Raw genomic sequence first — 20,252 nt, 5'->3', positions numbered from 1 at the left:
TCAAGGGTCGTTTCAGATAGGAGCTCAGTGTGTTCTTTTAGGGCCTGGCCCAGCGGAACAAAATAATATCGCTCCTTTGAATTCCGATGCTTATATTATGGAACGAATATGTCCACCTCGCATCCTATTGGAACAGATAAGAGGCTGGCAATGCAATTTGGATATGCCCGCACGAGCACCGTCGAACAGAAAGCAGGTTATGAGGCACAGCTTCGCGACCTCGAAGCCGCCGGGGCCGAAAAGGTCTTCAAGGAGCAGGTATCGAGCGTTGGCGACCGGTCGGAGCTGGAACGGCTCCTCGGCATCCTACGAACAGGCGACGTGCTGATTGTGACAAAGCTCGACCGACTGGCGCGTTCAGTCGCCGACCTCGTCACCATCTCGGCCCGGATCGAGGAAGCCGGGGCGACGCTGAAGATTCTCTCGTTGCAACTCGACACCGGCAACGCCCAGGGCCGACTGATGGTCAATGTGGTCGGCGCGATTGCGCAATTTGAACGAGAATTGATGTTGGAGCGCCAGCGCGAGGGCATCAGCAAGGCGAAAGCGGACGGCAAGTATAAAGGTCGGAAGCCCCTCGATCCGGCAATCACCGCCAAAGTTCGGCAGATGCACGCGGACAAGCGACGGCCGACGGATATCGCTCGCGCGCTCGGCATCGGCCGAACTTCGGTTTATAGAGCACTTGAGAGCTAAGCTTTGAGGGGGAGTGCCGATGGCCACGTCTCCGATAATTCGTCAAGAATTGGAAAAGCTGCCACAAGTCAAAGGCACATGGTTCGAGTGGGACCTCGAACACGATGGGAATAAGAAAACGCTGGTTGTGGAAGTCTCGTTTGACACCGACCCAAACAATTCCGACTTCGCTTTCTCGGCACTCGATGACAATGGAGATGCCTTGCCTTGACGTCCTGAAGAATAAGACGACGATGATTATCAGCCGGTTCGGGTAGTTCCGGCGCGACGTTGATCCGGCAGGAATTTACAGTCCGGCGAGCGTCAAGCGGATTACCAAGGGACCTTGAACCGATCCGACGGCGGGTGAGTGACAACAACCGGAATACCTTGTTCGAATCTTGCTTTCGGCCCTTTCCCGCTGCGTTAGAATCTCGACCTGAATCTCATCCTGCCGTTACCGCTCGAGTGCGAGGGGCTTGGCCTAAATCTTGGCCCGAGGTCGGCGGCATCTTATGCGTATCTTAGTACGCGTCGGGAGGTAGAGTCCGCCAATAGCGGCCGTGTCGCTACGTACATACTAAGCCGCGAGAAGGTCTTTCTTCTCGAACCCGCTTCGCACGATGCGCCTCCGGGCAGCCGGTGATCTCGACGGCCATGTTTCGCATTCGCCTTCTTCGGCCGGAAACACCGGCATCCTCTCGTGATTGATGCTGTCGGTTAGCGTGTTCAGCGCGGTCGTCACGAATGAATAGGCGTCCAGTTGACGTTCAGGCCGTCCTTTTTCACCGGGCCGTTGCACCGCTGCCAAACGCCAGGGAACGCGAATAGCCGCCGGTCGTTGCGTAGTGCTTTGCCGCTAGCGTTGCGAAGACGGGTCGCTGCGCTTGATGTCACTCGTTTACTAAAGCGAATGTCGAGGATTTTCCTGGCTTCACTCGGCAGCTCGCAGCAAGAGATCCTTCGTTGGCGCGAGTGCCTCGGCGAGCAGCGCGTCGAGCAGGCGGCGGCGGATGGCGGCGGTCTGGTCGAGGCTCGCCTCCAGCCGGTCGCAGAGCGCCATCAGCGCATCGACCTTGGCGACGATGCGGTGTTGTTCGGCGAGCGGCGGAAGGGGGATTGGAAACTCTCTCGCATCCGTAAGGCTCATGTTCGGTTGCGCGGTGATGACGCGAGAACCAAGCATAAAGTCGATGGCCGTCGGCGAATTGAAATACTGCAGGAGATACTGCACCAACGGGCCATCTGAAATTTCGACGAGGCGGACAAGTGCTACAGCTTGGTTTATGTTTGCCTCTTTATCCAAGTCAAAGATGGCGGTGCGCCCGATTGAAGCGCCGACCAAATTCATGAGGATATCGCCTCGCCTCAACATCGACCTAGGTTCAATGTCGCGGAAGCGGCTTTCGACGTATTTCAGTTCATCGAGTTTTCTTAGCTCTTGGTTGCCCACATTTTCACTTGTAATGAAAAGAATGCCTTCGTCAGCGTTCACATAATTCACGCCTTGCCATTTCGGCGATGACCCTTTGGTGATTAACCGCGAGAGTGAATCGAGGCGAACCCATGACCATTTTAGTGGCAGGTCGAATGGTTGGTTCATAATCGGATCAAGCGGCTTTTCCTTCTTGATCTCGCCCGCCTTCACCAGCCGCGCCTTCTCCTTCGCGATCCGCTTCAGCAGTTCCGAGGCCGGCTCGTCATTCGCGTCCTGCGGCTCGAGCTTGCCGCGCACGGCGAGGTTGAGGATGCTCTGGCGCAGGCGCTTGATCTGGTCGGGGCGCGTGGTGAGGGCGGATAGCGCGTCGAGGGCGAAGCGGGCGTCGTCTTGAAAAGTTTCGGGATCGGGCGCGTTGAGGCGGGCGAGGCTCGCAGCCGCCAGCCGGTCGCGTGACCTCTCGCGGCCCGCTCGCGCCGCCTCCAGCCGGTCGCACAAGTCCATCAATTCATCGACCTTGGCGACGATGCGGCGTTGCTCGGCGAGCGGTGGGAGGGGAACCTGAAGTCGCCGGACCTTGTCCGCATTCAAATTCTGGACAACAGCGCCAGCAGCGGCAATCGAGAAGGCCTGCTTTGCATATTCAGACAAAAACATTCTGTGGATATAGAGTTTGCTGATGTGGTTTTCTGGTGTGCGGATGACGAGCCAGCCGTCGTGAATACAACCGCTAATATTGGTAATGTAAGGATATCCGAAACTCATCGAGTTTGAGAGCAGCAAGTCACCAGGTACAACCAACCTACTGCGGCTGAGACCTTCGGGCTTGATGCGTTCTTCCGTGGTGTCGATGTAGATAGTGCCTCGAGTCGAATCTCCGATTTTGATCCACGGGATTCCCCTCGGGTCTTCGGTCAAAAAGGATTTGATCGGACGGGGCGATCCCCCACGAGCAATTCCCGCAATGTCGTCCAGAAGGCACCAAGCCCAAGATGCGGGTATTGCAAAGGGTTCAGCTTTCGTGAGTTCAACACTGCCTTCAAGTGAACTAAACCCTCCCTCTTTCACCAGCAGCGCTTTCTCCTTCGCGATCCGCTTCAGCAGTTCCGAGGCCGGTTCGTCGCTCGGGTCTTGCGGCACGAGCTTGCCGCGCACGGCCAGATCGAGAATGAAGCGGCGCAGGCGGGCAATCGCGTCGGGTGCATCGGCGATCCGCTCATAGTGTTGCAGCAAGCGATCCGCGTTCATCGGGCCAGCGCTTCCGCCAGAATGGCCTTCAACTGGTCACGCAAGCCCGCCGTCTCAGCCTCGGCGCGGGCGAGGTCCGCCAGCAGCGTTTCCGGGTCGCCGTGATCGTCCGCCACGGCGTGCGGGTTCTTGATGTCGAGATTGTAGCCGCGCGCCTTGATCTCCTCGACGGTGACGCGCCACGCCTGCGGGCCTTCCTCGCGGCCCTTCCGATCCTTGCCGCCCCACCAGTCCATGCAGCCCTGAAAATGCTCCAGCCGGATCGGCTTGGTCATCGAATAGGCTTTCTGGCCTTGCGGGACGCGGTGCTCGTAGAACCAGATGTCCTTGGTCGGTGCACCCTTCTCGAAGAACAAGAGGTTGGTGCCGATCGAGGCATAGGGCTTGAACACGGAGTTCGGCAGGCGAACGATAGTGTGAAGGTTGCACGCCTCCATCAAATGTTCCTTCAGCCGCGTCTTGACGCCCTCGCCGAACAAAGTGCCATCGGGCAGCACCACGGCGGCGCGCCCGCCCTCCTTCAACAGCCGCACGATGAGGGCGAGGAACAAATCCGCCGTTTCCTTGGTGCGAAAGGTGGGGAAGTTGTTCTCGATGCCGTCCTCCTCCTTGCCGCCGAAGGGCGGGTTGGTAAGCACGATATCGACACGCTCATCCTTGCCCCATGAGATGAGCGGGCGGGCCAGCGTGTTGTCGTGGCGCACGAAGCCCGCATCCTCCACGCCATGCAGCAGCATGTTGGTGACGCAGAGCATGTGAGGCAGCGGCTTTTTCTCCACCGCGCGCAAGCCCGCCTGCATGGCCTCGCGCTGCTTCGGCGTTCGGATATGCGTCTTCTCCATGTGGCGGATGGCGCAGGTGAGAAAGCCGCCCGTGCCGCAGGCGGGATCGAACAGGGTTTCGCCTGGGTGCGGGTCGATCCGGTCCACCATGAAGGCAGTGACGGCACGGGGCGTGTAATACTCGCCCGCATTGCCTGCCGATTGCAGATCGTTGAGCAATTGCTCGTAAATCTCGCCGAAATGCTGCCGGTCGGCCAAGGTGTTGAAATCGACGCCGTTGATCTTATTGAGCACCTGCCGCATCAACTGGCCGGATTTCATGTAGTTGTAAGCGTCCTCGAACACGTCGCGCACGATCTTGCGGCGGTCGCCGGGCTTGCCGGTGAGTTGGAGGCCCTTCAGCGCCGGAAACAGTTCGCCGTTGACGAAGGCGAGCAGCGCCTCGCCGGTGATGCCTTCCGGGTCGGCCGCCCAGTTCCGCCACTGGAACTTCGCCGGGATCGGCGAGGCGTAGCCGCTACGGGTGAGTTCAAGCTCCTGATCCTGATCGTCGATGATCTTGAGGAAGAACATCCAGCACAATTGGCTGATGCGCTGCGCATCACCATCGACGCCGGAATCCTGGCGCATGATGTCCTGGATGGATTTGACGAGGGTGCGGACGGCCATGGCTTCAAGCGGTTTCCTGATAGAGCGCGTCCTGCAATTCGTGGACGGCTTGCTCGAAGCCCTCCTTGCCGCCAAACGCTTTGATGAGTTGAACGACGCTGCCCATGCCGCTGAAGGGTTCGATCTTCAGCACATTGGAATCGTCGAGATTGAGCACGCCCTCGTCGCGATATTTCTCCAGAAGCGCGTCGAGCACAGCGCGGGCTTGCGGCCCATACTTCGTGAAGACGTCGCGCTTCTTGACGTTTTCGGCGCGCTCGCGGCGGGTGAGCGGTTGTCTGTCGAAAGCGACGTGGCAGATCAGATCGAAAGGATCGAGGTTCTTGGCCAATTCCTGCCCGATGGCGTCGAGCGCCAAGCCCTCGGCTTCCAGTTCCTCGATGATCGCCTGCTTGCGTTCGGTGGACTTCCAGCGCTTGAGGAAATCGTCGAGGCTGGCGAAGCGCTTCTTCAGCGCCGTCTTGGTGAAATCGCGCAAGGATTCGGTGACGAGCTTGCCGTTCGCGTCGAGATACTCCACGCGCTCGGCGACGATCCGCGCGCCGACGCCATCGACATAGACCTTGCGGATCGGCCCACCGGGCGGGATCGGCAAGCCCGGCTGATCGACCACGGTTTCATCCGCGCCGGGTTTGGGCGGCGTGTCCTCGCCTTGCGGCGCATCATCGGGCGGCGTGATCGGATCGTCTTCGCCGGGCACGTAAATCTGCGCCGGATCGCCGTCGAAATCCGGGTCGGCGAAATGCGCGGTCGCGCCGCGAAAGTCGATCAATGTGAAATAGAACTTCTTGGTGTCCTCGTGAACGCGGGTGCCGCGCCCGACGATCTGCTTGAACTCGGTCATCGAGCCCACATGCCGGTCGAGCACGATCAGGCGGCAGGTCTGCGCATCAACGCCGGTTGAAAGCAGCCGCGAGGTTGTCACCAGCACGGGATATTTCGATTCCGGGTCGATGAAGTTGCCAAGCTGATCCTGGCCTTCCTTGTCGCTGCCGGTGATGCGCATGACGTAGCGAGCGTTCTCCGCGACCAGATCGGCGTTCTCGTTGATGAGCGCCTGCCGCATCCGCGCTGCGTGTTCCTCATCGACGCAGAAAACGATGGTCTTCTGGAAGCGGTCACCGCTTTCCTTCAGGAACTCCGTGACCTTCTTCGCCGTGAGCTTCGTGCGGTCATCGAGCACAAGGGTCCGGTCGAAGTCCTTGGTGTTGTAAATGCGGTCTTCGACTTCCTCGCCGTCGCGGTCGCGCTGGCCCTTCTCGGGGCGATAGCCTTCAACGTCGCGGTCGATATGAACCTTGATGACCTTGTAGGGCGCGAGGAAGCCGTCGCTGATGCCCTGCTTCAGCGAATAGGTGAACACGGGCGCGCCGAAGTAATCGGTGTTGGAAACGTATTCAGTTTCCTTCGGCGTGGCGGTGAGGCCGATCTGCGTGGCGCTGGAGAAATATTCGAGAATCTCCCGCCAGGCCGAATCCTCGGCGGCGCTGCCGCGATGGCACTCGTCGATTACGATCAGGTCGAAGAAGCCGGGCGAGAACTCGCGGTAGAGCTTCTGGCGATCCTCTGGCCCGGTAATCGCCTGATAGAGCCCGAGATAGATTTCAAAGGCGGTGTCGATGCGCCGCTTGGTGTCGAGCGCCAGCGTCAGATCGACCTTGGTTCCGTCCTGCCGTTCGATCGTCTTGGCGTTGGTCGATAGCTTCGCCATCGCCGCGCCGAAGGGGCGGAAATCGTTGACCATCGTCTGGTCGATCAGCACGTTGCGATCGGCGAGGAACAGGATGCGCTTCTTGCGGCCCGCCCTCCACAAGCGCCAGATGATCTGAAACGCCGTGTAGGTCTTGCCCGTGCCGGTCGCCATCACCAGCAAAACCCGGTCGCGCCCCTTGGCGATGGCCTCGATCGCCGCGTTGACGGCGTTCACCTGATAATAGCGCGGGGCCTTGCCGCTGCCGTCGTCGAAATAGTCCTGAAGCACGATCTGTTCGGCTTCAGCGTCGAGGCCCTTCCAGGCGCGATAACGCGCCCACAGATCGACGGGCGAAGGGAAGGTGTCGAGCCCGAGATTGGTTTCGATCGTGGCGCTTTGGCCGGTGCGGTCGTGGAACACGAAGCCGTCGCCATTCGAGGAAAACACGAAGGGGATATCCAGGGTCTCGGCGTAGTCTAGGCCCTGCTGCATCCCGTCGCCGACCGAATGATTGTTGTCCTTGGCCTCGATCAGCGCGATCGGGATATTCGGCTTGTAGTACAGAACGAAGTCGGCCTTCTTGGCCTTGCCGCGCGTCACCAGCTTGCCGCGAACGATGATCCGGCCTTTGGTGAAATAAACCTCCTCGCGCACCTGCAACATCTCGTCCCAGCCCGCGCGCTTGACGGCGGGCAGGATGAACTTCGTGCAAATGTCGCGCTCCGTGAGGAGGCGCTTATCCAAGCCGAGCACGCGAACTCCCCCGTCCTAAAAATGAGGACGCATCTCGATTCTCAATAGCGGAACCCTGCACGATAGCGTTCGGTGAATGCCATGTGAATGTTGGATACTTATGCAAGCGGGGCAGAAACAAATAAGTCTTTGAAAGAATGGTCGGAGCGAGAGGATTTGAACCTCCGACCCCCAGTCCCCCAGACTGGTGCGCTAACCAGGCTGCGCTACGCTCCGATTTGGAAAAGTCGACGGCGCCTGCAATTTCGGATTGCAGAACTGTGGCCGTCCCGGTCAGGGGTTGGGTACCTGGAACGTCCTCGCACGTCAAGGACGATAAGGGGCTTCAGCCCCTAATGGGCGCACGCCGTTAAAGGCACGCCATAAGTGGAGATCAGCGGCGGTATTCCGGTAAACGCTGCAATAGGTCGATTATCGGATAATCGACCCAGGCGTGGGTGACAAGATCGCGGTGACGGACGTCGCCTCCCGGGACGACGGCCACGCCGCCGGCGGCGAGGCGTGTGTTGATCTGCGGGCTGACGTCCACGTCGTGGGCGGCCAAAATGTCTTCAAGCTGCGCATTCTGGTTTTTCGTCGATCCGAGATAGACGCTGACGAAGAACGCGGACGGATCGGCCTCGATCCAGTGGGCGAACTTGTCGAGATCGCCGTAGAGAGAATCAAGCAGCACGACCCCGCGGACTCTTTTCTTCAGTCCGCCTCGCTCGATTGCGGACGCCGCAGCGACATAGCCGCCACTATACGCGACGATCACGATCGGCATGCTGGCGAAAGTGCGAAGTGATTTCTTATCGCCGTGCAGGCGCGCAAGCTGCTGACCCGCCTCACCTACAAAACGACCGAATGCGCCGGCTTGCCAAAACTTCCCTGCGCTCGAATCGCGGGCATCGACCGCGAGCTGCGGTGCCACGAGAACGACATTCGCGTTCGATGCTGATATCTGCGCTGGCACTTTCTGCCGGGCGAGGACATCACGTTCCAATGTTGCCCCATGCCCGTGAAAGAAAACCAGCATCAATGCCGGACGGCGAATGTCGAAGCCTTTCGGAATGTGAAGAAGAACGCGATTGTCGTTGTACGTTTCATCTTCCCAGTACACTCGCGAGCCGGTGCTGTGCCCCTTGCGGCCGTTCTCGTTGACGTTGAGAAACGGCGCGTCTGAGTTGGGCATCGTACCGTGATAAGGGAATGGCGCCGTATCGAAGTGGACGAGCGCCGTTTTGTCGGCCTTGAGAGGATGGCTTCGTGACTGGACCTGCGTCTTCGATGGTACGATCTGACGCTGCTTGCTCTCGGCGCGCGAGAGGCCGAACGCGAGAGCCACGCCCGCACCCAGCGCGCGCGCAAGAAATCGTCGCCGTGCGCAATTCAATGCCGGCAGCGCCATGTCTTACGACACTCCGCAGTTCAGAACGGTGGCCATGAGAATCGCGTTTACCCTCAGGATAGAATAGGCGCAGTGCCGCATATTCTGAACGAAAGTATGCATGATAAGGCTCAAAATTGTTCAATTCGTGAGGCAATCACTCCTCACGGAGCCTGCAGACGATTTGGCACATAGAGTCGTCTGCACAAAAAGTGTTTAGCGCGCATCGGTTAGATGCATTTTGGCAACGCGATTTTAACATGTCCGGCTGGCAGTTGTTGGAATCCACCCGAGTCAATAGTGTTCGCGAGTTGGTCACGGTTCAGCGATCTCATGACAACTGCAGCTAGCATCAGCGCTACGTCGTCCGTAAATCCCGGATTAGACGTCCGCACCGTATCGACCATGACAGCGACCGCGCTTGCGGTCGCGGACATGATAGGCATTGGTGTGTTCACGAGCCTCGGCTTTCAGGTCGCGAGCATCCCCTCGCCTTTCACCGTGTTGATGCTGTGGATCGTCGGTGGTATCGCCGCGCTTTGCGGCGCCTTGGCCTATGCCGAATTGGCAGCGGCCTTTCCGCGCTCGGGTGGCGAATATAACTTTCTGTCTCGCATCTATCATCCTGCCGTCGGATTTTTGGCTGGTTGGATATCGGCGACGCTGGGATTTTCCGCCCCTATCGCGCTCGCAGCGATGGCGTTCGGGGAGTACTTCAAAGGCGTCGTTCCCGGCGCATCGCCTCTTCTGCTGGGCCTCGTGGTCGTCTGGTGCGTGACAGCCATTCATCTCAGCGGCATCAAGCACTCGAGCAAATTTCAAAACATCTCTACGCTGATCAAAGGGGCGTTGATCCTCGCGCTGATCATCGCAGGTATTGCCTACGGCGTGCCGGAGCCCGTGTCGTTCGTGCCAACGTCTGTCGATATGAGCTATATCGCGAGCGCTCCGTTCGCCGTCAGTCTCGTGTTCGTGATGTACGCCTATTCGGGCTGGAACGCGGCGACCTATATCGCCGGCGAAATCCGCGAACCTGCTGTCAGTCTGCCTCGTTCTATCATCGCCGCCACGCTGATCGTGATCAGCTGCTACGTCGCGCTCAATGCCGTGTTTCTATACACCACGCCGATCTCGGCGATGGCAGGTCAGCTCGACGTTGCCATGGTTGCCGGCAAGCATATCTTCGGCGAAGTCGGTGGCACGATTGTTGGCGCACTGATTTGCATCGGGCTCGTTTCGTCGATCAGCGCTATGGCTTGGATCGGCCCGCGCGTGACAATGGCGATGGGTAAAGACCACGCTGTCTTTCGCGCGCTCTCGGTCACCAACAAGAATGGCGTGCCCACTGCCGCCATCCTGCTCCAGCTCATCATCGTCAGCTTGCTGCTGACGACGCAAAGCTTTGAAGCGGTACTTGATACGATTCAATTCAGCCTGACGCTCTGCTCATTCCTGGCTGTCCTTGGCGTCATCGTATTGCGCTGGAAAGAACCCAACCTGCCCCGCCCCTATCGTACCTGGGGTTATCCTCTCACGCCATTTGTCTTCCTCGGCGTGACCGCGTTCATGATGTACCACCTCATTGTAGAGCGTCCGCTTCAGTCATTAGCTGGTCTCGCCATCATGCTGACGGGTTTGGCCGTTTATGCCTATTCGCAACGGCGCCCGATAGATGGCAAGGACCTCAATAGGACCCAACATGGCTAGATTCCGCGTCACATCGGCGATCGCCTTCGCGGCGCTCGCCGCATTCATCGCGCCTCTTTCCGTTCAAGCTGAGCCGCGAGCGAGCCTTAACGATACAGCGCGCTTCATTGCAGGCATGCAGCCGTCAGCCGGTTCGCCTCTCAGCGCGGCCACAGGTGATGCCTATTGGAAGCAATACGCCCAGAGCTTCGACGATGCTTGGAGTGGTTTGGAGAGGCGCCAGCTCACCAAAATCAACGCGCTCGTCTCGAAGGATTTCACCAATCCCCAGCCGGTGCTATTCTATTTCTTCAGCGGACCCGACTTTCTTTACGCGGACGCTTTCTTCCCGTCGGCAACGACGTACGTGATGGCGGGCCTTGAGCCTCCGGGCCAGATTCCGGATCTTCGGAAGCTTTCGCGCGGAGAAACGGCAGGAGCACTGCGCGATCTTCGCTCCTCGCTGAGTTCGGTTCTGAGCTACAGCTTCTTCCAGACGAAATTCATGCGCGTCGATTTTAGCCGGGCGAAGCTCAACGGAACGTTGCCCGTGCTCATGACTTTCCTCGCGCGGTCGGGAAAGACAATTTACGACGCCGAGCTGTTTGATCTGCAGAGCGATGGAACGCTGCACCCTGTTGAGGAGCAGATTGCCAATCCGACGGGCAAGGGCGTGAAGATCACCTTCGGCGACGCCGCCGTTGGAAAAAAGAAGACGCTTTATTACTTCAGCACCGATTTGTCCGATGGCGGCATCAAGAACAGCGGCTTCTTGACCTTCTGCGATACGCTCGGAAAAGGCGACAGCTTCGTCAAGAGCGCGTCCTATCTCATGCATCAGGACAACTTCTCGACTGTTCGGGATTACCTGCTGAAGCACAGCGCATCGCTGTTGGAAGACGACTCGGGCATTCCAGTCCGCTTCTTTGCTCAGGGGTGGCAGCTTCATCCCTACGGCCGTTATGTCGGTCCGATCGGCCTTTTCGCCGGGCAGTATCAGTCGAAGCTCAATGAAGTATTCGGCAAGGGACGTGCAACGCCGATCGACTTCAGCCTTGGCTACCGCTGGAAGCCCAACGAGTCGAATATTCTGCGCGCGGTAAAGGACGATACGGCAACGGCCTTCGAGATGCCGCCTCCCGTTATCAAAGCTAGTGCCTCGGGAGACGCCGGCAAAGCTAAGGTCGTCGCCGCGGCAGACCATCCGACGAAGGCGCGCAATAAATACCATCGCCGCAAGCAGGAGACCGTAAGCAATTACTGGCCAAAGCTATTCGGCTACGCGCCTTGAGTTCGTCGCTCATCTTGCGTCATAATCTAGGCCGCCCATTTGACCGTTGGGCGGCCTTAAATGTTTTTGGCGCCCAAGAACGCCTCAATGTTCTTGGTTGGGAACTGGATAACCTCTGGGCGCTCGGGAAGCTCGCGCGCGGCAATCGCAGCGACGTGGGCGGGGCCGACGTCCAGACTTCTGAGGTCGAATTCTGCATTTGAGAAGACGGGGACCGGACTTGGCGATCCACCGACGACCCCATGCTCCGTCAGAAGCCGTCCGATGCCAGATCCGCGGGCTTTTGCGACTGCTTCTAGCCGGACCCAAGCCGTGAGAACGTCCGCGTCTATACTCGCAGAAAGCCGGGGCGCGTCGTGAAATCTGGCGGCGGCGCTCACGATCCGCTGCCGCCGGTCGGCCGACATCTTCAGCTTGCGCGTTACGGCTTCGAGGTCGACGCCCACCACGCTATCGGCGACCGCGATAAGGGCAAAGCCCTCAGTGTGGGAAATGCTGAACTGGGGCCCGCCTTCTGCGAGCACCGGGCGGCCGCCCTCTTCTGCGCGAATTGGCACGCGTCTTAGACTTTGGCCGCCAACCCTTTCCAACACCACACGGAGAGCGATGCGGGATGCGCGCCAATTCTGCCGTTGATGTTCATCTGAAATAGTGACCGCGCGCCGCTCATCTTCCTCCGAGAGGCGGGGGCGATTTTGCTCCTCCGCGGCGAGTGCGGCGTGAGCGGCAACAAGATCGACCATGACGATTTCGAGCGCCATCGTCCGTCTGTCGACGCTCGGGCGGCTGGGGTCGGCCTGTGAATCAGGTGCGGCTGGCACGAGGTTTCTTGAGATCGTCGGTACCGACGGCGGGATTGATGGGCTGACCGCGGAGTATAGCAGCAGCTATTTCTAATTCCCGGATCGCGGTTTTAAGTCCCGTCTTGGCGAGCGCCGCCGGCTCCTTAAGCGTTGCAACTTCCAACTCTGCGGCGACCGGTGCTTTTGCGAGAGGTTTCCGGCCTCTTTTGCGGGCGGCAGGGGTGGCAGCGGGCGCTGCCTGGGCTGGAGCGGATCGATGGGCAGCGGCTTTAACCTGGTCGACGCCATGCTCGCGCAAGATCTTTTGCACGCCGCGGATGGTATAGCCCTCCGCATGGAGCAGCGTACGGATACCGCGCAGGAGTTCCATATCCTCTGGGCGATAATAACGCCGTCCGCCGCCACGCTTCATTGGCCGGATCTGGGGAAAACGTCCCTCCCAGAAACGGAGCACGTGTTTCGGGATCTGAAGCTCGTCCGCCACTTCACCGATCGTACGAAATGCTTCCGCCGACTTGTTCATGGCTTGCCCCCTCGTGCTCATGAAACCAAGCGAATTGAACGCTTAGTTTCCCGCACTTTGCAACAGGCTACATCAGCGCTTTGTGTGACCTTTGTTGATCCTGTCCTTCATGATGTTGGACGGCCGGAAGACCAGCACGCGGCGCGGCGTGATCGGCACTTCTTCCCCGGTCTTGGGGTTACGGCCGATCCGCTGACCTTTCTGGCGAATGCCGAAAGAACCAAAGGAGGAGAGTTTTACTGCGTCTCCGCCAGCCAAGCTCCCGGAGATCTCGTCCAGCACGCGTTCGACCAGATCCTGGCTCTCGTTGCGCGGCAACCCGACTTTCTCCACGACGGCTTCCGCAAGATCAGCTCGCGTCAATGTCTTGCCCACCATCTTCACCTCCCGGCCGAGCTACATTCCGACCGGGGATGGTAGCGGCGGTTGGTCGCGGGGTCAACGGGACGGGCTACCAACTGACTGAAAAAGAACGATTTTCTACGCTGCAGTGCACCAAATTGGTTACCATCGGGCCAATACGGCGCCCCAAGTGAAGCCGCCGCCCATGGCTTCCATGAGGATCAAACTGCCTTCTTTCACCCTGTGGGCCTCAAACGCGTCATTGAGCGCGAGGGGGATGGATGCGGCCGACGTGTTGCCGTGCTTGTCGAGGGTCATGACGATCTTTTCAGGCGCAACGCCAAGCTTTTTGGCGATACCGTCGAGAATGCGCTTGTTGGCCTGATGTGGAATGAAAAGATCAATCTCTTCAGGCGTGTAACCCGTTTCGACGAGGGTCTCTTCGATGACCCCGGAAATTTTCTGCACTGCGTGCCGGAAAACTTCCCGGCCATTCATCCGCAGGTGCCCGACCGTCTTCGTCGACCCGGGGCCGCCGTCGACGTAAAGCAGGTCTTCGAAGCGCCCGTCCGATCTGATGAGGGTCGAGATGATGCCGCGATCCTCGCGACCTCCGCGTTGGGGCTGAGCCTCGAGCACGACCGCACCCGCTCCGTCCCCGAACAGAACGCACGTCGAGCGATCGGACCAGTCGAGAATCCGCGAAAACGTCTCGGCGCCGATGACAAGCGCCCGTTTCGACTGGCCGGCTTTGAGGAAATTATCCGCCGTCGCAAGCGCAAAAACGAAGCCGGAGCATACCGCTTGAAGATCAAAGGCGGCGCCCTTGGTCACCCCCAGCATCGACTGGATTCTGACCGCGGTCGCGGGAAACGTACGATCGGGAGTCGAGGTGGCGCAAACGATCAGGTCGATGTCGACGGGATCGATACCGGCACGGATCAAGGCCTGCTTGGCTGCGGCGGCGCCAAGCTCCGACGTCAGTTCCTTCTCATCGGAGATATGGCGCCGAACAATGCCGGAGCGTTCGCGGATCCAAGCGTCGCTCGTGTCTACGATTTTTGCGAGATCATCGTTCGTCACTATGCGCTTGGGAAGATGCGCGCCGACGCCGCGAATAACAGAGCGGAGAACTGCCAAATCTATGCCTTTCCGAGCAAGCTTCCGGTTGCGTCGCGGCCGGTACCGCCGCCAGCGTTGGCCGAAAGCCTATGATGGAAGCCGTCGATATCGGCCGTCAGGCGCGCAATCAAGCCGGAATCGGCCATTTCGTAGGCAAGATCGACGGCGCTCGCAAATCCAAAGGCGTCGGTGCCTCCGTGGCTCTTCACCGCAATTCCATTGAGGCCCAGGAATGTGCCGCCGTTGACGCGGCGGGGGTCCATTTTCTCCTTAAGCACCCGGAACCCGCCCTGCGCCAGCAAAGCCCCGACTTTGCTCATGAAAGAGCTGGTCATGGCCGCGCGAAGATAGCTGCTGATCTGCTTTGCCGTACCCTCGGCGGTTTTGAGAGCGATATTGCCGGCAAAGCCCTCGACCACGACGACGTCTACGGCACCCTGACCGATCTGGTCACCCTCGACGAACCCCTTGTACTCGAGAGGCAAGACATCGATCGACTTCAGGAGCGCGTGCGCCGCCTTTACGTCCTCGTTGCCCTTCATTTCTTCGGTGCCGACGTTCAAGAGGCCGACTGATGGCTTTTCAATGTGAAACACGGCCCGCGCCATTGCCGCGCCCATGAGAGAGAAGTCAGCAAGCTGACTGGCGGTGGCGCCAATGTTTGCGCCGACATCAAGAACGATGCATTCCGAGTTGATCGTCGGCCAGAGAGCGGCGATGGCCGGGCGCTCGATGCCGGCCATCGGACGCAAGACGAGCTTTGCGATCGCCATCAGGGCGCCAGTGTTGCCAGCTGAAACCGCGGCATCGGCTTCACCCGATTTGACCGCTTCGAGCGGAAGCCACATGCTCGAGCCCTTACCGCGGCGGAGCGCCTGGCTCGGTTTCTCTTCCATTGCAATGACGAGGTCGGTGTGGACGACACGGCTCTTTGCGCGCAAGGCCGGATGCTGCGCCAGCGCCGCATCGATGCGCGCCTGCTGACCGTACATGATGAAGTTCAACGCGGGTTGGCGCTCAAGTGATAGAGCTGCCCCTGGGATCACGACCTCGGGGCCGTGATCGCCGCCCATTGCGTCGAGTGCAATCGTCTTTGGGCTTGCCATTCTTGTCGATTGCCGCGAATCCGTGTTTTGGCGCCTGACGCGCGCCGACTCGGGTTACGGCCCTGTCTGTCCCCGAAAATTCGGCGAGACCATAGCCTTTTGGAGCCCGCCCACAAGGCGAAATCGCGCCTCGTGACAGAACCACTCACACCCCATTACTTTAGCTTGGCTTTTCATCCCCATACGGCGGCCGAAAGAAAGAAACTCGAGGCTATAAACAGGTGGTCGGCCGGGACAGGGCGGAATTCAGCTCTGGTCCTTGAGCTTGGCCAATGCCGCGAACGGATTGGGCGCCGCCGTTTCATCAGCCTTGTCCTGCCACGTGAATTCGGCTCCCTCACGTCGCGGGTAGGGGTCAAGGGACGCCGAGAGTGTCTCGAATGCGATGCGTCCCACGGGGATGGTCCCATGCTCGAGAGGTTCGACGTCCGAGCCATCGAGTACTCCCGCTTCTTCGTCGCTTTCCTCATTTGAAAGGTCGGGCCAGAACTCGACGTCGAACGCGGCATCGACTTTCCCGGCAACAGGCTCGAGCGACACGACGCACGCCTGTTCAACGTCCGCATTGAGCGACCCGGAAAGGCGATACGCAGCGCCGGAAATGGAAACGATGCGGTATTGAACCGAAAGCGCCGAAACATTCAAGATGTTCAGCGTTTGGGCAACCGCCTTCGTCTCGTCGTTTGTCGCGGTGCGCGTCCGACTGAGGCCCCCAGCTGGTATTTCCGTCGTTTTTTCCGTCCAATCCAAAACGTTCGTCACGTCACCGTCATCCTAGAGTTCGAAAGGCAATTACCTAAGAGCGTCCGCCCCGTTTCGCTTTGCGCCCACGCGACAAAATCCTTTTCCGTCAGAGCGGCCGACGCATCTTTTACATAGAGAGCCAAGATGCGGGCAGCATCCTTGTGGGCTTCGCCACTGCCTAAGATGTATTGTCCCAGGCTCGAGGCAAGAATGGATTTATCGGTTGCGAGATCGCGCTGATAGATGGTCGCCCGCTCGTAAAAGGCCGCCGCTGCGCGCTTAACCTTCTTGGGCACAGAAAGATCACCAACGCCCATTTCGCGCATGCAGTCGTCCATGTCGGTTACGAACGTTTCGATCGCACGCTGTCTGATGTCGTCCGCATTCGGTCCGTGAAGCGCTTCAAGGGCAAGATAGAGGTGAAGAACGATCAGTTCGAAGCGGCCGACCGGTGTGTCCGGAACGCCTAGAACACTGTAAAAAGCGGGCTGCCGCGCCATGGCCACGACGCTGCCATAAAGCTCTTCTGCTCTGCGGCCGGCTTCCGCCCGCTTTCTCAGCCATTGCAACATCTCGGGGTCCTGGGTTTGCGGCGCGAAACCAACAAATGTCTGGGGATCATGCCTTGCGGCCACGGGGGCGCGCAGTTGCTGGCGTTCCGCTCACAATCTAAACAACCGTGACGGAAAGGCGAGGCGATTCCCGCGAAATGAAAGTTCGAATGAAAAAGAACGGGATCAATCTCCGGTTTCGGGCGACCGCTGTGATGCTCAGCGCAGTCGCGTGTACTGCCGTTCTGGCGGGATGTGGCGCAGCAACGATCACGAAGCATGGCCAGCAGTTCCGAGAGACGGACCTTCAGGCCATCCAACCGGGAATGAGCCAAGATCAAGTGCGGACCGCGCTCGGGACGCCCGCAACCACGGCCGTCATCGGCGACGGGCGCGCATATTATTATATCTCGAGCACGGACACGCAAAAGGCGTTTTTCCTGCCGAGCGAGCAGGATCGGCAAGTGGTCGCCGTCTACTTCAATCAAGGCGGTACGGTCGACAGCATCGCCAATTATGGCCTGAAAGACGGCAAGGTATTCGACTTCATCAGCCGCACGACGCCTGCACCGGGCGGCAAGGATGAAGGTGTCCTCAAAGCCTTGTTCCGCAACCTCGGCAAGCAACAGCTCTTTGGAAACGGTTAATCGTTCGCCAGACCAGAGCGAAGCTCGTTCTCTTCGTCTGCTACTGCTATAGAAAGTTCACGCCGCAGCCGCCTATTCTCGATGCTGCAGTTGAACAATTTTCGGTTGGCACACGTTCGGCCGATAGTTCCCCCCGCTTCAACAGATGCCCAGGTATTCAATGACCCAGAAAATCGAAGAAGGCTTCATGGCTTTTCTCGCCGACGGCAAAGACGGCATCGGCGCCATCCGCGACGTCACGCCGACATCACTCGTGCTCTACGTCGAGAACGCAGGTGAGTTCGTCATTCCGCTTTCGGCGGTGAAGGACGTGCACTCGCAGAAGGTGCTATTGAAGCCCGAGCTATTGGACAAGAGGCTGCTGGCCGCCATCGGCCACGTGCACGATAGCGAAGATCCGAAGCTGGTTGGCTAAATGGGCGGCTGACGAACTATAACCGTCGCGCCCGGCAGAATAAAAAAAGGCTCCGCAACTTGCGGAGCCTTTTTCTTATTTGTGTTCTGATCAGGACATGTGGGCGAGAACAGCGAGAAGCAGCAGCGCCACGATGTTCGTGATCTTGATCGCGGGGTTCACGGCGGGCCCTGCAGTGTCCTTATAGGGATCGCCGACCGTATCACCGGTGACGGAAGCCTTATGGGCCTCCGATCCCTTCATGTGCCGCACGCCGTCCTTGTCGACAAAACCATCTTCGAAGCTCTTCTTCGCGTTGTCCCAGGCGCCGCCGCCCGAGGTCATCGAGATGGCGACAAAGATGCCGGTGACGATCACGCCGAGCAGCATGGCGCCGACGGCCGAGAACGCGGCGCCTTTGCCAGCGATGGCGTTGACGACGAAGAACAGTGCGATAGGCGAGAGCACCGGAAGCAGCGACGGCACGATCATTTCCTTGATCGCTGCGCGCGTCAGCAGATCCACCGCAGCGGCATAGTCGGGCTTTTCCGTGCCCTTCATGATGCCCGGCTTGGCCTTGAACTGACGGCGCACCTCTTCAACGATAGCGCCGCCTGCGCGGCCCACGGCCGTCATCGCCAGACCCCCGAAGAGATAGGGGATCAGGCCGCCGAGAAGGAGGCCGGCCACGACATAGGGGTTCTCAAGGCCGAAGTTGACTTGCACGCCCTTGAAGAATTGGTAGCCGGTGGCGCCCGCCTTATTCGCCTCATCGATGAAATGATGAAGGTCATAGTTGTAGGCGGCAAAAAGCACTAGCGCACCGAGCCCGGCCGAGCCGATGGCATAGCCCTTGGTCACGGCCTTGGTGGTGTTGCCGACCGCATCGAGGGCGTCGGTGGAACGGCGGACTTCTTTCGGCAGGCCTGCCATTTCCGCGATGCCGCCAGCATTATCCGTAACAGGCCCGAAGGCGTCGAGCGCCACGATCATGCCGGCGAGACCAAGCATCGTCGTCGTTGCGATCGCGGTGCCAAAGAGACCGCCAAGCTGATACGTGGCGATGATGGCAGCGACGATGGCAATCGTCGGCAATGCACAGGCTTCGAGAGATACGGCGAGGCCCTGGATCACGTTGGTACCGTGACCGGTGACCGACGCCTGGCTGATCGAACGTACAGGGCGATAGCCGATGCCGGTGTAATACTCGGTAATCCAGACGATGAGCCCCGTTAGCACTAGGCCGACGATACCGCACAAGAACAGGTTCATGCCGGTGATCGTCTGACCCGCCGCCGTGCCGACTTCACCAAAGCCGCCAAGAACGTATTGGGTCGCGCCGTAGAGCCCGACGACCGACAGTACGGCCGATGCAATGACGCCGCGATAAAGAGCGCCCATGATCGAGCCGTTGGTGCCGAGCTTCACGAAGTACGTGCCGATGATCGACGTAACGATGCAAGCAGCGCAAATTGCGAGCGGATAGAGGATGATCGCGGCCAGGTTGGGCTGGCCGGCGAAGAAGATCGCAGCAAGCACCATGGTGGCGACGACCGTGACCGCGTACGTTTCAAAGAGGTCCGCCGCCATGCCTGCGCAGTCGCCGACGTTGTCGCCGACGTTATCAGCGATCGTCGCCGGATTGCGCGGATCGTCTTCTGGAATGCCAGCTTCAACTTTGCCGACGAGATCGCCGCCGACGTCAGCGCCTTTGGTGAAGATGCCGCCGCCGAGACGAGCGAAGATCGAAATCAGCGACGCTCCAAAGCCGAGCGAAACGAGTGCGTCGACCACCTCGCGTCCGCCAGGGTCCTTGCCGAGGCCGACCGTCAGAACCGTGTAGTAGACAGCGACGCCGAGCAGCGCCAAGCCAGCGACGAGAAGGCCGGTGATGGCACCGGCCTTGAATGCGATGTCGAGGCCCTTGGCCAGCGAAACGGTGGCCGCCTGCGCGGTCCGCACGTTCGCCCTGACGGATACGTTCATGCCAATGAAGCCTGCGAGCCCAGAGAGGACCGCGCCGATCAGGAAGCCTATCGCCTGAAGCGGTCCAAGCAGCAGCCAAGCGATGACGAAGATCACCGCGCCCACGATGGCAATGGTGCGATATTGCCTGCTCAGGTAGGCCTGCGCGCCTTCACGGACCGCCGCCGCAATCTCCTGCATGCGGGCGGTGCCTTGGTCGGCACTGAGGACTGCGTTCGCAGTAATGAACGCATAGAGGATAGCAAGCGCCCCGCAGGCGATAATCCCCCAAAGAATGTTGGTCATATGTGGTCCCTTTTGGCACGCTTCCTATCGAGTCCGTTTGGATCGGACCTGCATTACCGGTGCGTACTGGTGCTGCGGTAACAGCTATCACCCCGGCTTTTCTCGACTTCTGCCGTTCCGGCTTAAGTGCGGGCGGACCATGCCA

Annotated in this window: 17 protein-coding genes and 1 tRNA gene; 5 read left to right on the top strand and 13 right to left on the bottom strand. The window is 59.5% G+C overall.

Translation table 11 applies throughout. The features are described from left to right. Positions 1-150 precede the first annotated feature (150 nt). Positions 151-696 (top strand): recombinase family protein, encoded by a 546-nt coding sequence (locus EKK30_RS14955; RefSeq protein WP_290986299.1) that lies wholly within the window; start codon positions 151-153, stop codon positions 694-696. A 913-nt stretch (positions 697-1,609) separates the two neighbouring features. On the opposite strand, the gene EKK30_RS14950 is transcribed toward EKK30_RS14955, so the two are convergent. From EKK30_RS14950 to EKK30_RS14930, 5 genes are all read right to left on the bottom strand, one after another. Continuing rightward, entirely contained in the window at positions 1,610-3,361 is a 1,752-nt protein-coding gene (locus tag EKK30_RS14950; RefSeq protein WP_290986297.1) for a restriction endonuclease subunit S, read from the bottom strand. After that, positions 3,358-4,812, bottom strand: coding sequence for an N-6 DNA methylase (locus EKK30_RS14945; protein ID WP_290986296.1), 1,455 nt, complete (start codon positions 4,810-4,812; stop codon positions 3,358-3,360). The genes EKK30_RS14950 and EKK30_RS14945 overlap by 4 nt, the downstream gene beginning before the upstream one ends. 4 nt (positions 4,813-4,816) lie before the next feature. Then, positions 4,817-7,249, bottom strand: coding sequence for an EcoAI/FtnUII family type I restriction enzme subunit R (hsdR, locus tag EKK30_RS14940; RefSeq protein ID WP_366927356.1), 2,433 nt, complete (start codon positions 7,247-7,249; stop codon positions 4,817-4,819). 147 nt (positions 7,250-7,396) lie between these two features. Then, a tRNA-Pro gene (locus EKK30_RS14935) sits at positions 7,397-7,474 on the bottom strand. 157 nt (positions 7,475-7,631) lie between these two features. Further along, positions 7,632-8,648 (bottom strand): alpha/beta hydrolase, encoded by a 1,017-nt coding sequence (locus EKK30_RS14930; RefSeq protein WP_290986294.1) that lies wholly within the window; start codon positions 8,646-8,648, stop codon positions 7,632-7,634. Between the two features lie 312 nt (positions 8,649-8,960). Between EKK30_RS14930 and EKK30_RS14925 the strand changes: the two genes are divergently transcribed. After that, complete coding sequence (locus EKK30_RS14925; RefSeq protein WP_290986292.1) at positions 8,961-10,334, top strand: amino acid permease; 1,374 nt, start codon at positions 8,961-8,963, stop codon at positions 10,332-10,334. After that, positions 10,327-11,604 carry a hypothetical protein gene (locus EKK30_RS14920; RefSeq protein ID WP_290986291.1) on the top strand — a complete coding sequence of 426 codons (1,278 nt, stop codon included), beginning with the start codon at positions 10,327-10,329 and terminating at the stop codon, positions 11,602-11,604. Before EKK30_RS14925 ends, EKK30_RS14920 begins: the two co-directional genes overlap by 8 nt. Before the next feature lie 56 nt (positions 11,605-11,660). On the opposite strand, the gene EKK30_RS14915 is transcribed toward EKK30_RS14920, so the two are convergent. The 7 genes from EKK30_RS14915 to EKK30_RS14885 form a co-directional block, all read right to left on the bottom strand. Then, positions 11,661-12,425 (bottom strand): phosphopantetheinyl transferase, encoded by a 765-nt coding sequence (locus EKK30_RS14915; RefSeq protein WP_290986290.1) that lies wholly within the window; start codon positions 12,423-12,425, stop codon positions 11,661-11,663. Further along, complete coding sequence (locus tag EKK30_RS14910) at positions 12,409-12,930, bottom strand: MerR family transcriptional regulator (protein ID WP_290986288.1); 522 nt, start codon at positions 12,928-12,930, stop codon at positions 12,409-12,411. The genes EKK30_RS14915 and EKK30_RS14910 overlap by 17 nt, the downstream gene beginning before the upstream one ends. Before the next feature lie 72 nt (positions 12,931-13,002). Then, positions 13,003-13,308, bottom strand: a complete 306-nt coding sequence (locus EKK30_RS14905; protein ID WP_290986286.1) for an integration host factor subunit alpha — start codon at positions 13,306-13,308, stop codon at positions 13,003-13,005. 126 nt (positions 13,309-13,434) lie between these two features. Continuing rightward, positions 13,435-14,412, bottom strand: coding sequence for a beta-ketoacyl-ACP synthase III (locus EKK30_RS14900; protein ID WP_290986285.1), 978 nt, complete (start codon positions 14,410-14,412; stop codon positions 13,435-13,437). Positions 14,413-14,414: 2 nt separating this feature from the next. Next, the gene (gene plsX / locus EKK30_RS14895) at positions 14,415-15,500 is read right to left on the bottom strand and encodes a phosphate acyltransferase PlsX (RefSeq protein WP_290986283.1); all 1,086 of its coding nucleotides are present in this window, start codon (positions 15,498-15,500) and stop codon (positions 14,415-14,417) included. Positions 15,501-15,746: 246 nt separating this feature from the next. Beyond that, positions 15,747-16,262, bottom strand: coding sequence for a DUF177 domain-containing protein (locus EKK30_RS14890; protein ID WP_290986282.1), 516 nt, complete (start codon positions 16,260-16,262; stop codon positions 15,747-15,749). Continuing rightward, complete coding sequence (locus EKK30_RS14885) at positions 16,259-16,816, bottom strand: ubiquinol-cytochrome C chaperone family protein (RefSeq protein ID WP_290986281.1); 558 nt, start codon at positions 16,814-16,816, stop codon at positions 16,259-16,261. Before EKK30_RS14885 ends, EKK30_RS14890 begins: the two co-directional genes overlap by 4 nt. A gap of 149 nt (positions 16,817-16,965) precedes the next feature. Between EKK30_RS14885 and bamE the strand changes: the two genes are divergently transcribed. Then, complete coding sequence (gene bamE, locus EKK30_RS14880; protein ID WP_290986279.1) at positions 16,966-17,442, top strand: outer membrane protein assembly factor BamE; 477 nt, start codon at positions 16,966-16,968, stop codon at positions 17,440-17,442. Positions 17,443-17,602: 160 nt separating this feature from the next. Further along, positions 17,603-17,857 (top strand): hypothetical protein, encoded by a 255-nt coding sequence (locus tag EKK30_RS14875; RefSeq protein WP_290986278.1) that lies wholly within the window; start codon positions 17,603-17,605, stop codon positions 17,855-17,857. A 90-nt stretch (positions 17,858-17,947) separates the two neighbouring features. On the opposite strand, the gene EKK30_RS14870 is transcribed toward EKK30_RS14875, so the two are convergent. Next, on the bottom strand, positions 17,948-20,107 hold the full coding sequence (locus EKK30_RS14870) for a sodium-translocating pyrophosphatase (RefSeq protein ID WP_290986277.1): 2,160 nt from the start codon (positions 20,105-20,107) through the stop codon (positions 17,948-17,950). Positions 20,108-20,252 lie beyond the last annotated feature (145 nt).

The sequence above is a fragment of the Hyphomicrobium sp. genome (assembly GCF_003987855.1).
Classification (GTDB): domain Bacteria; phylum Pseudomonadota; class Alphaproteobacteria; order Rhizobiales; family Hyphomicrobiaceae; genus Hyphomicrobium_B.
The sequence above is the reverse complement of the archived record's forward strand: the minus strand, read 5'-3'. Positions and strand labels throughout refer to the sequence as shown.

Coding starts and splice junctions, on each gene's coding strand:
- plsX (WP_290986283.1), bottom strand. CDS start 15,500: ATGGCAAGCCCAAAGACGATTGCACTCGACGCAATGGGCGGCGATCAC.
- EKK30_RS14950 (WP_290986297.1), bottom strand. CDS start 3,361: ATGAACGCGGATCGCTTGCTGCAACACTATGAGCGGATCGCCGATGCA.
- EKK30_RS14955 (WP_290986299.1), top strand. CDS start 151: ATGCAATTTGGATATGCCCGCACGAGCACCGTCGAACAGAAAGCAGGT.
- EKK30_RS14875 (WP_290986278.1), top strand. CDS start 17,603: ATGACCCAGAAAATCGAAGAAGGCTTCATGGCTTTTCTCGCCGACGGC.
- EKK30_RS14870 (WP_290986277.1), bottom strand. CDS start 20,107: ATGACCAACATTCTTTGGGGGATTATCGCCTGCGGGGCGCTTGCTATC.
- EKK30_RS14945 (WP_290986296.1), bottom strand. CDS start 4,812: ATGGCCGTCCGCACCCTCGTCAAATCCATCCAGGACATCATGCGCCAG.
- EKK30_RS14905 (WP_290986286.1), bottom strand. CDS start 13,308: ATGGTGGGCAAGACATTGACGCGAGCTGATCTTGCGGAAGCCGTCGTG.
- EKK30_RS14910 (WP_290986288.1), bottom strand. CDS start 12,930: ATGAACAAGTCGGCGGAAGCATTTCGTACGATCGGTGAAGTGGCGGAC.
- EKK30_RS14930 (WP_290986294.1), bottom strand. CDS start 8,648: ATGGCGCTGCCGGCATTGAATTGCGCACGGCGACGATTTCTTGCGCGC.
- EKK30_RS14885 (WP_290986281.1), bottom strand. CDS start 16,816: ATGTTGCAATGGCTGAGAAAGCGGGCGGAAGCCGGCCGCAGAGCAGAA.
- EKK30_RS14925 (WP_290986292.1), top strand. CDS start 8,961: ATGACAACTGCAGCTAGCATCAGCGCTACGTCGTCCGTAAATCCCGGA.
- EKK30_RS14920 (WP_290986291.1), top strand. CDS start 10,327: ATGGCTAGATTCCGCGTCACATCGGCGATCGCCTTCGCGGCGCTCGCC.
- bamE (WP_290986279.1), top strand. CDS start 16,966: ATGAAAAAGAACGGGATCAATCTCCGGTTTCGGGCGACCGCTGTGATG.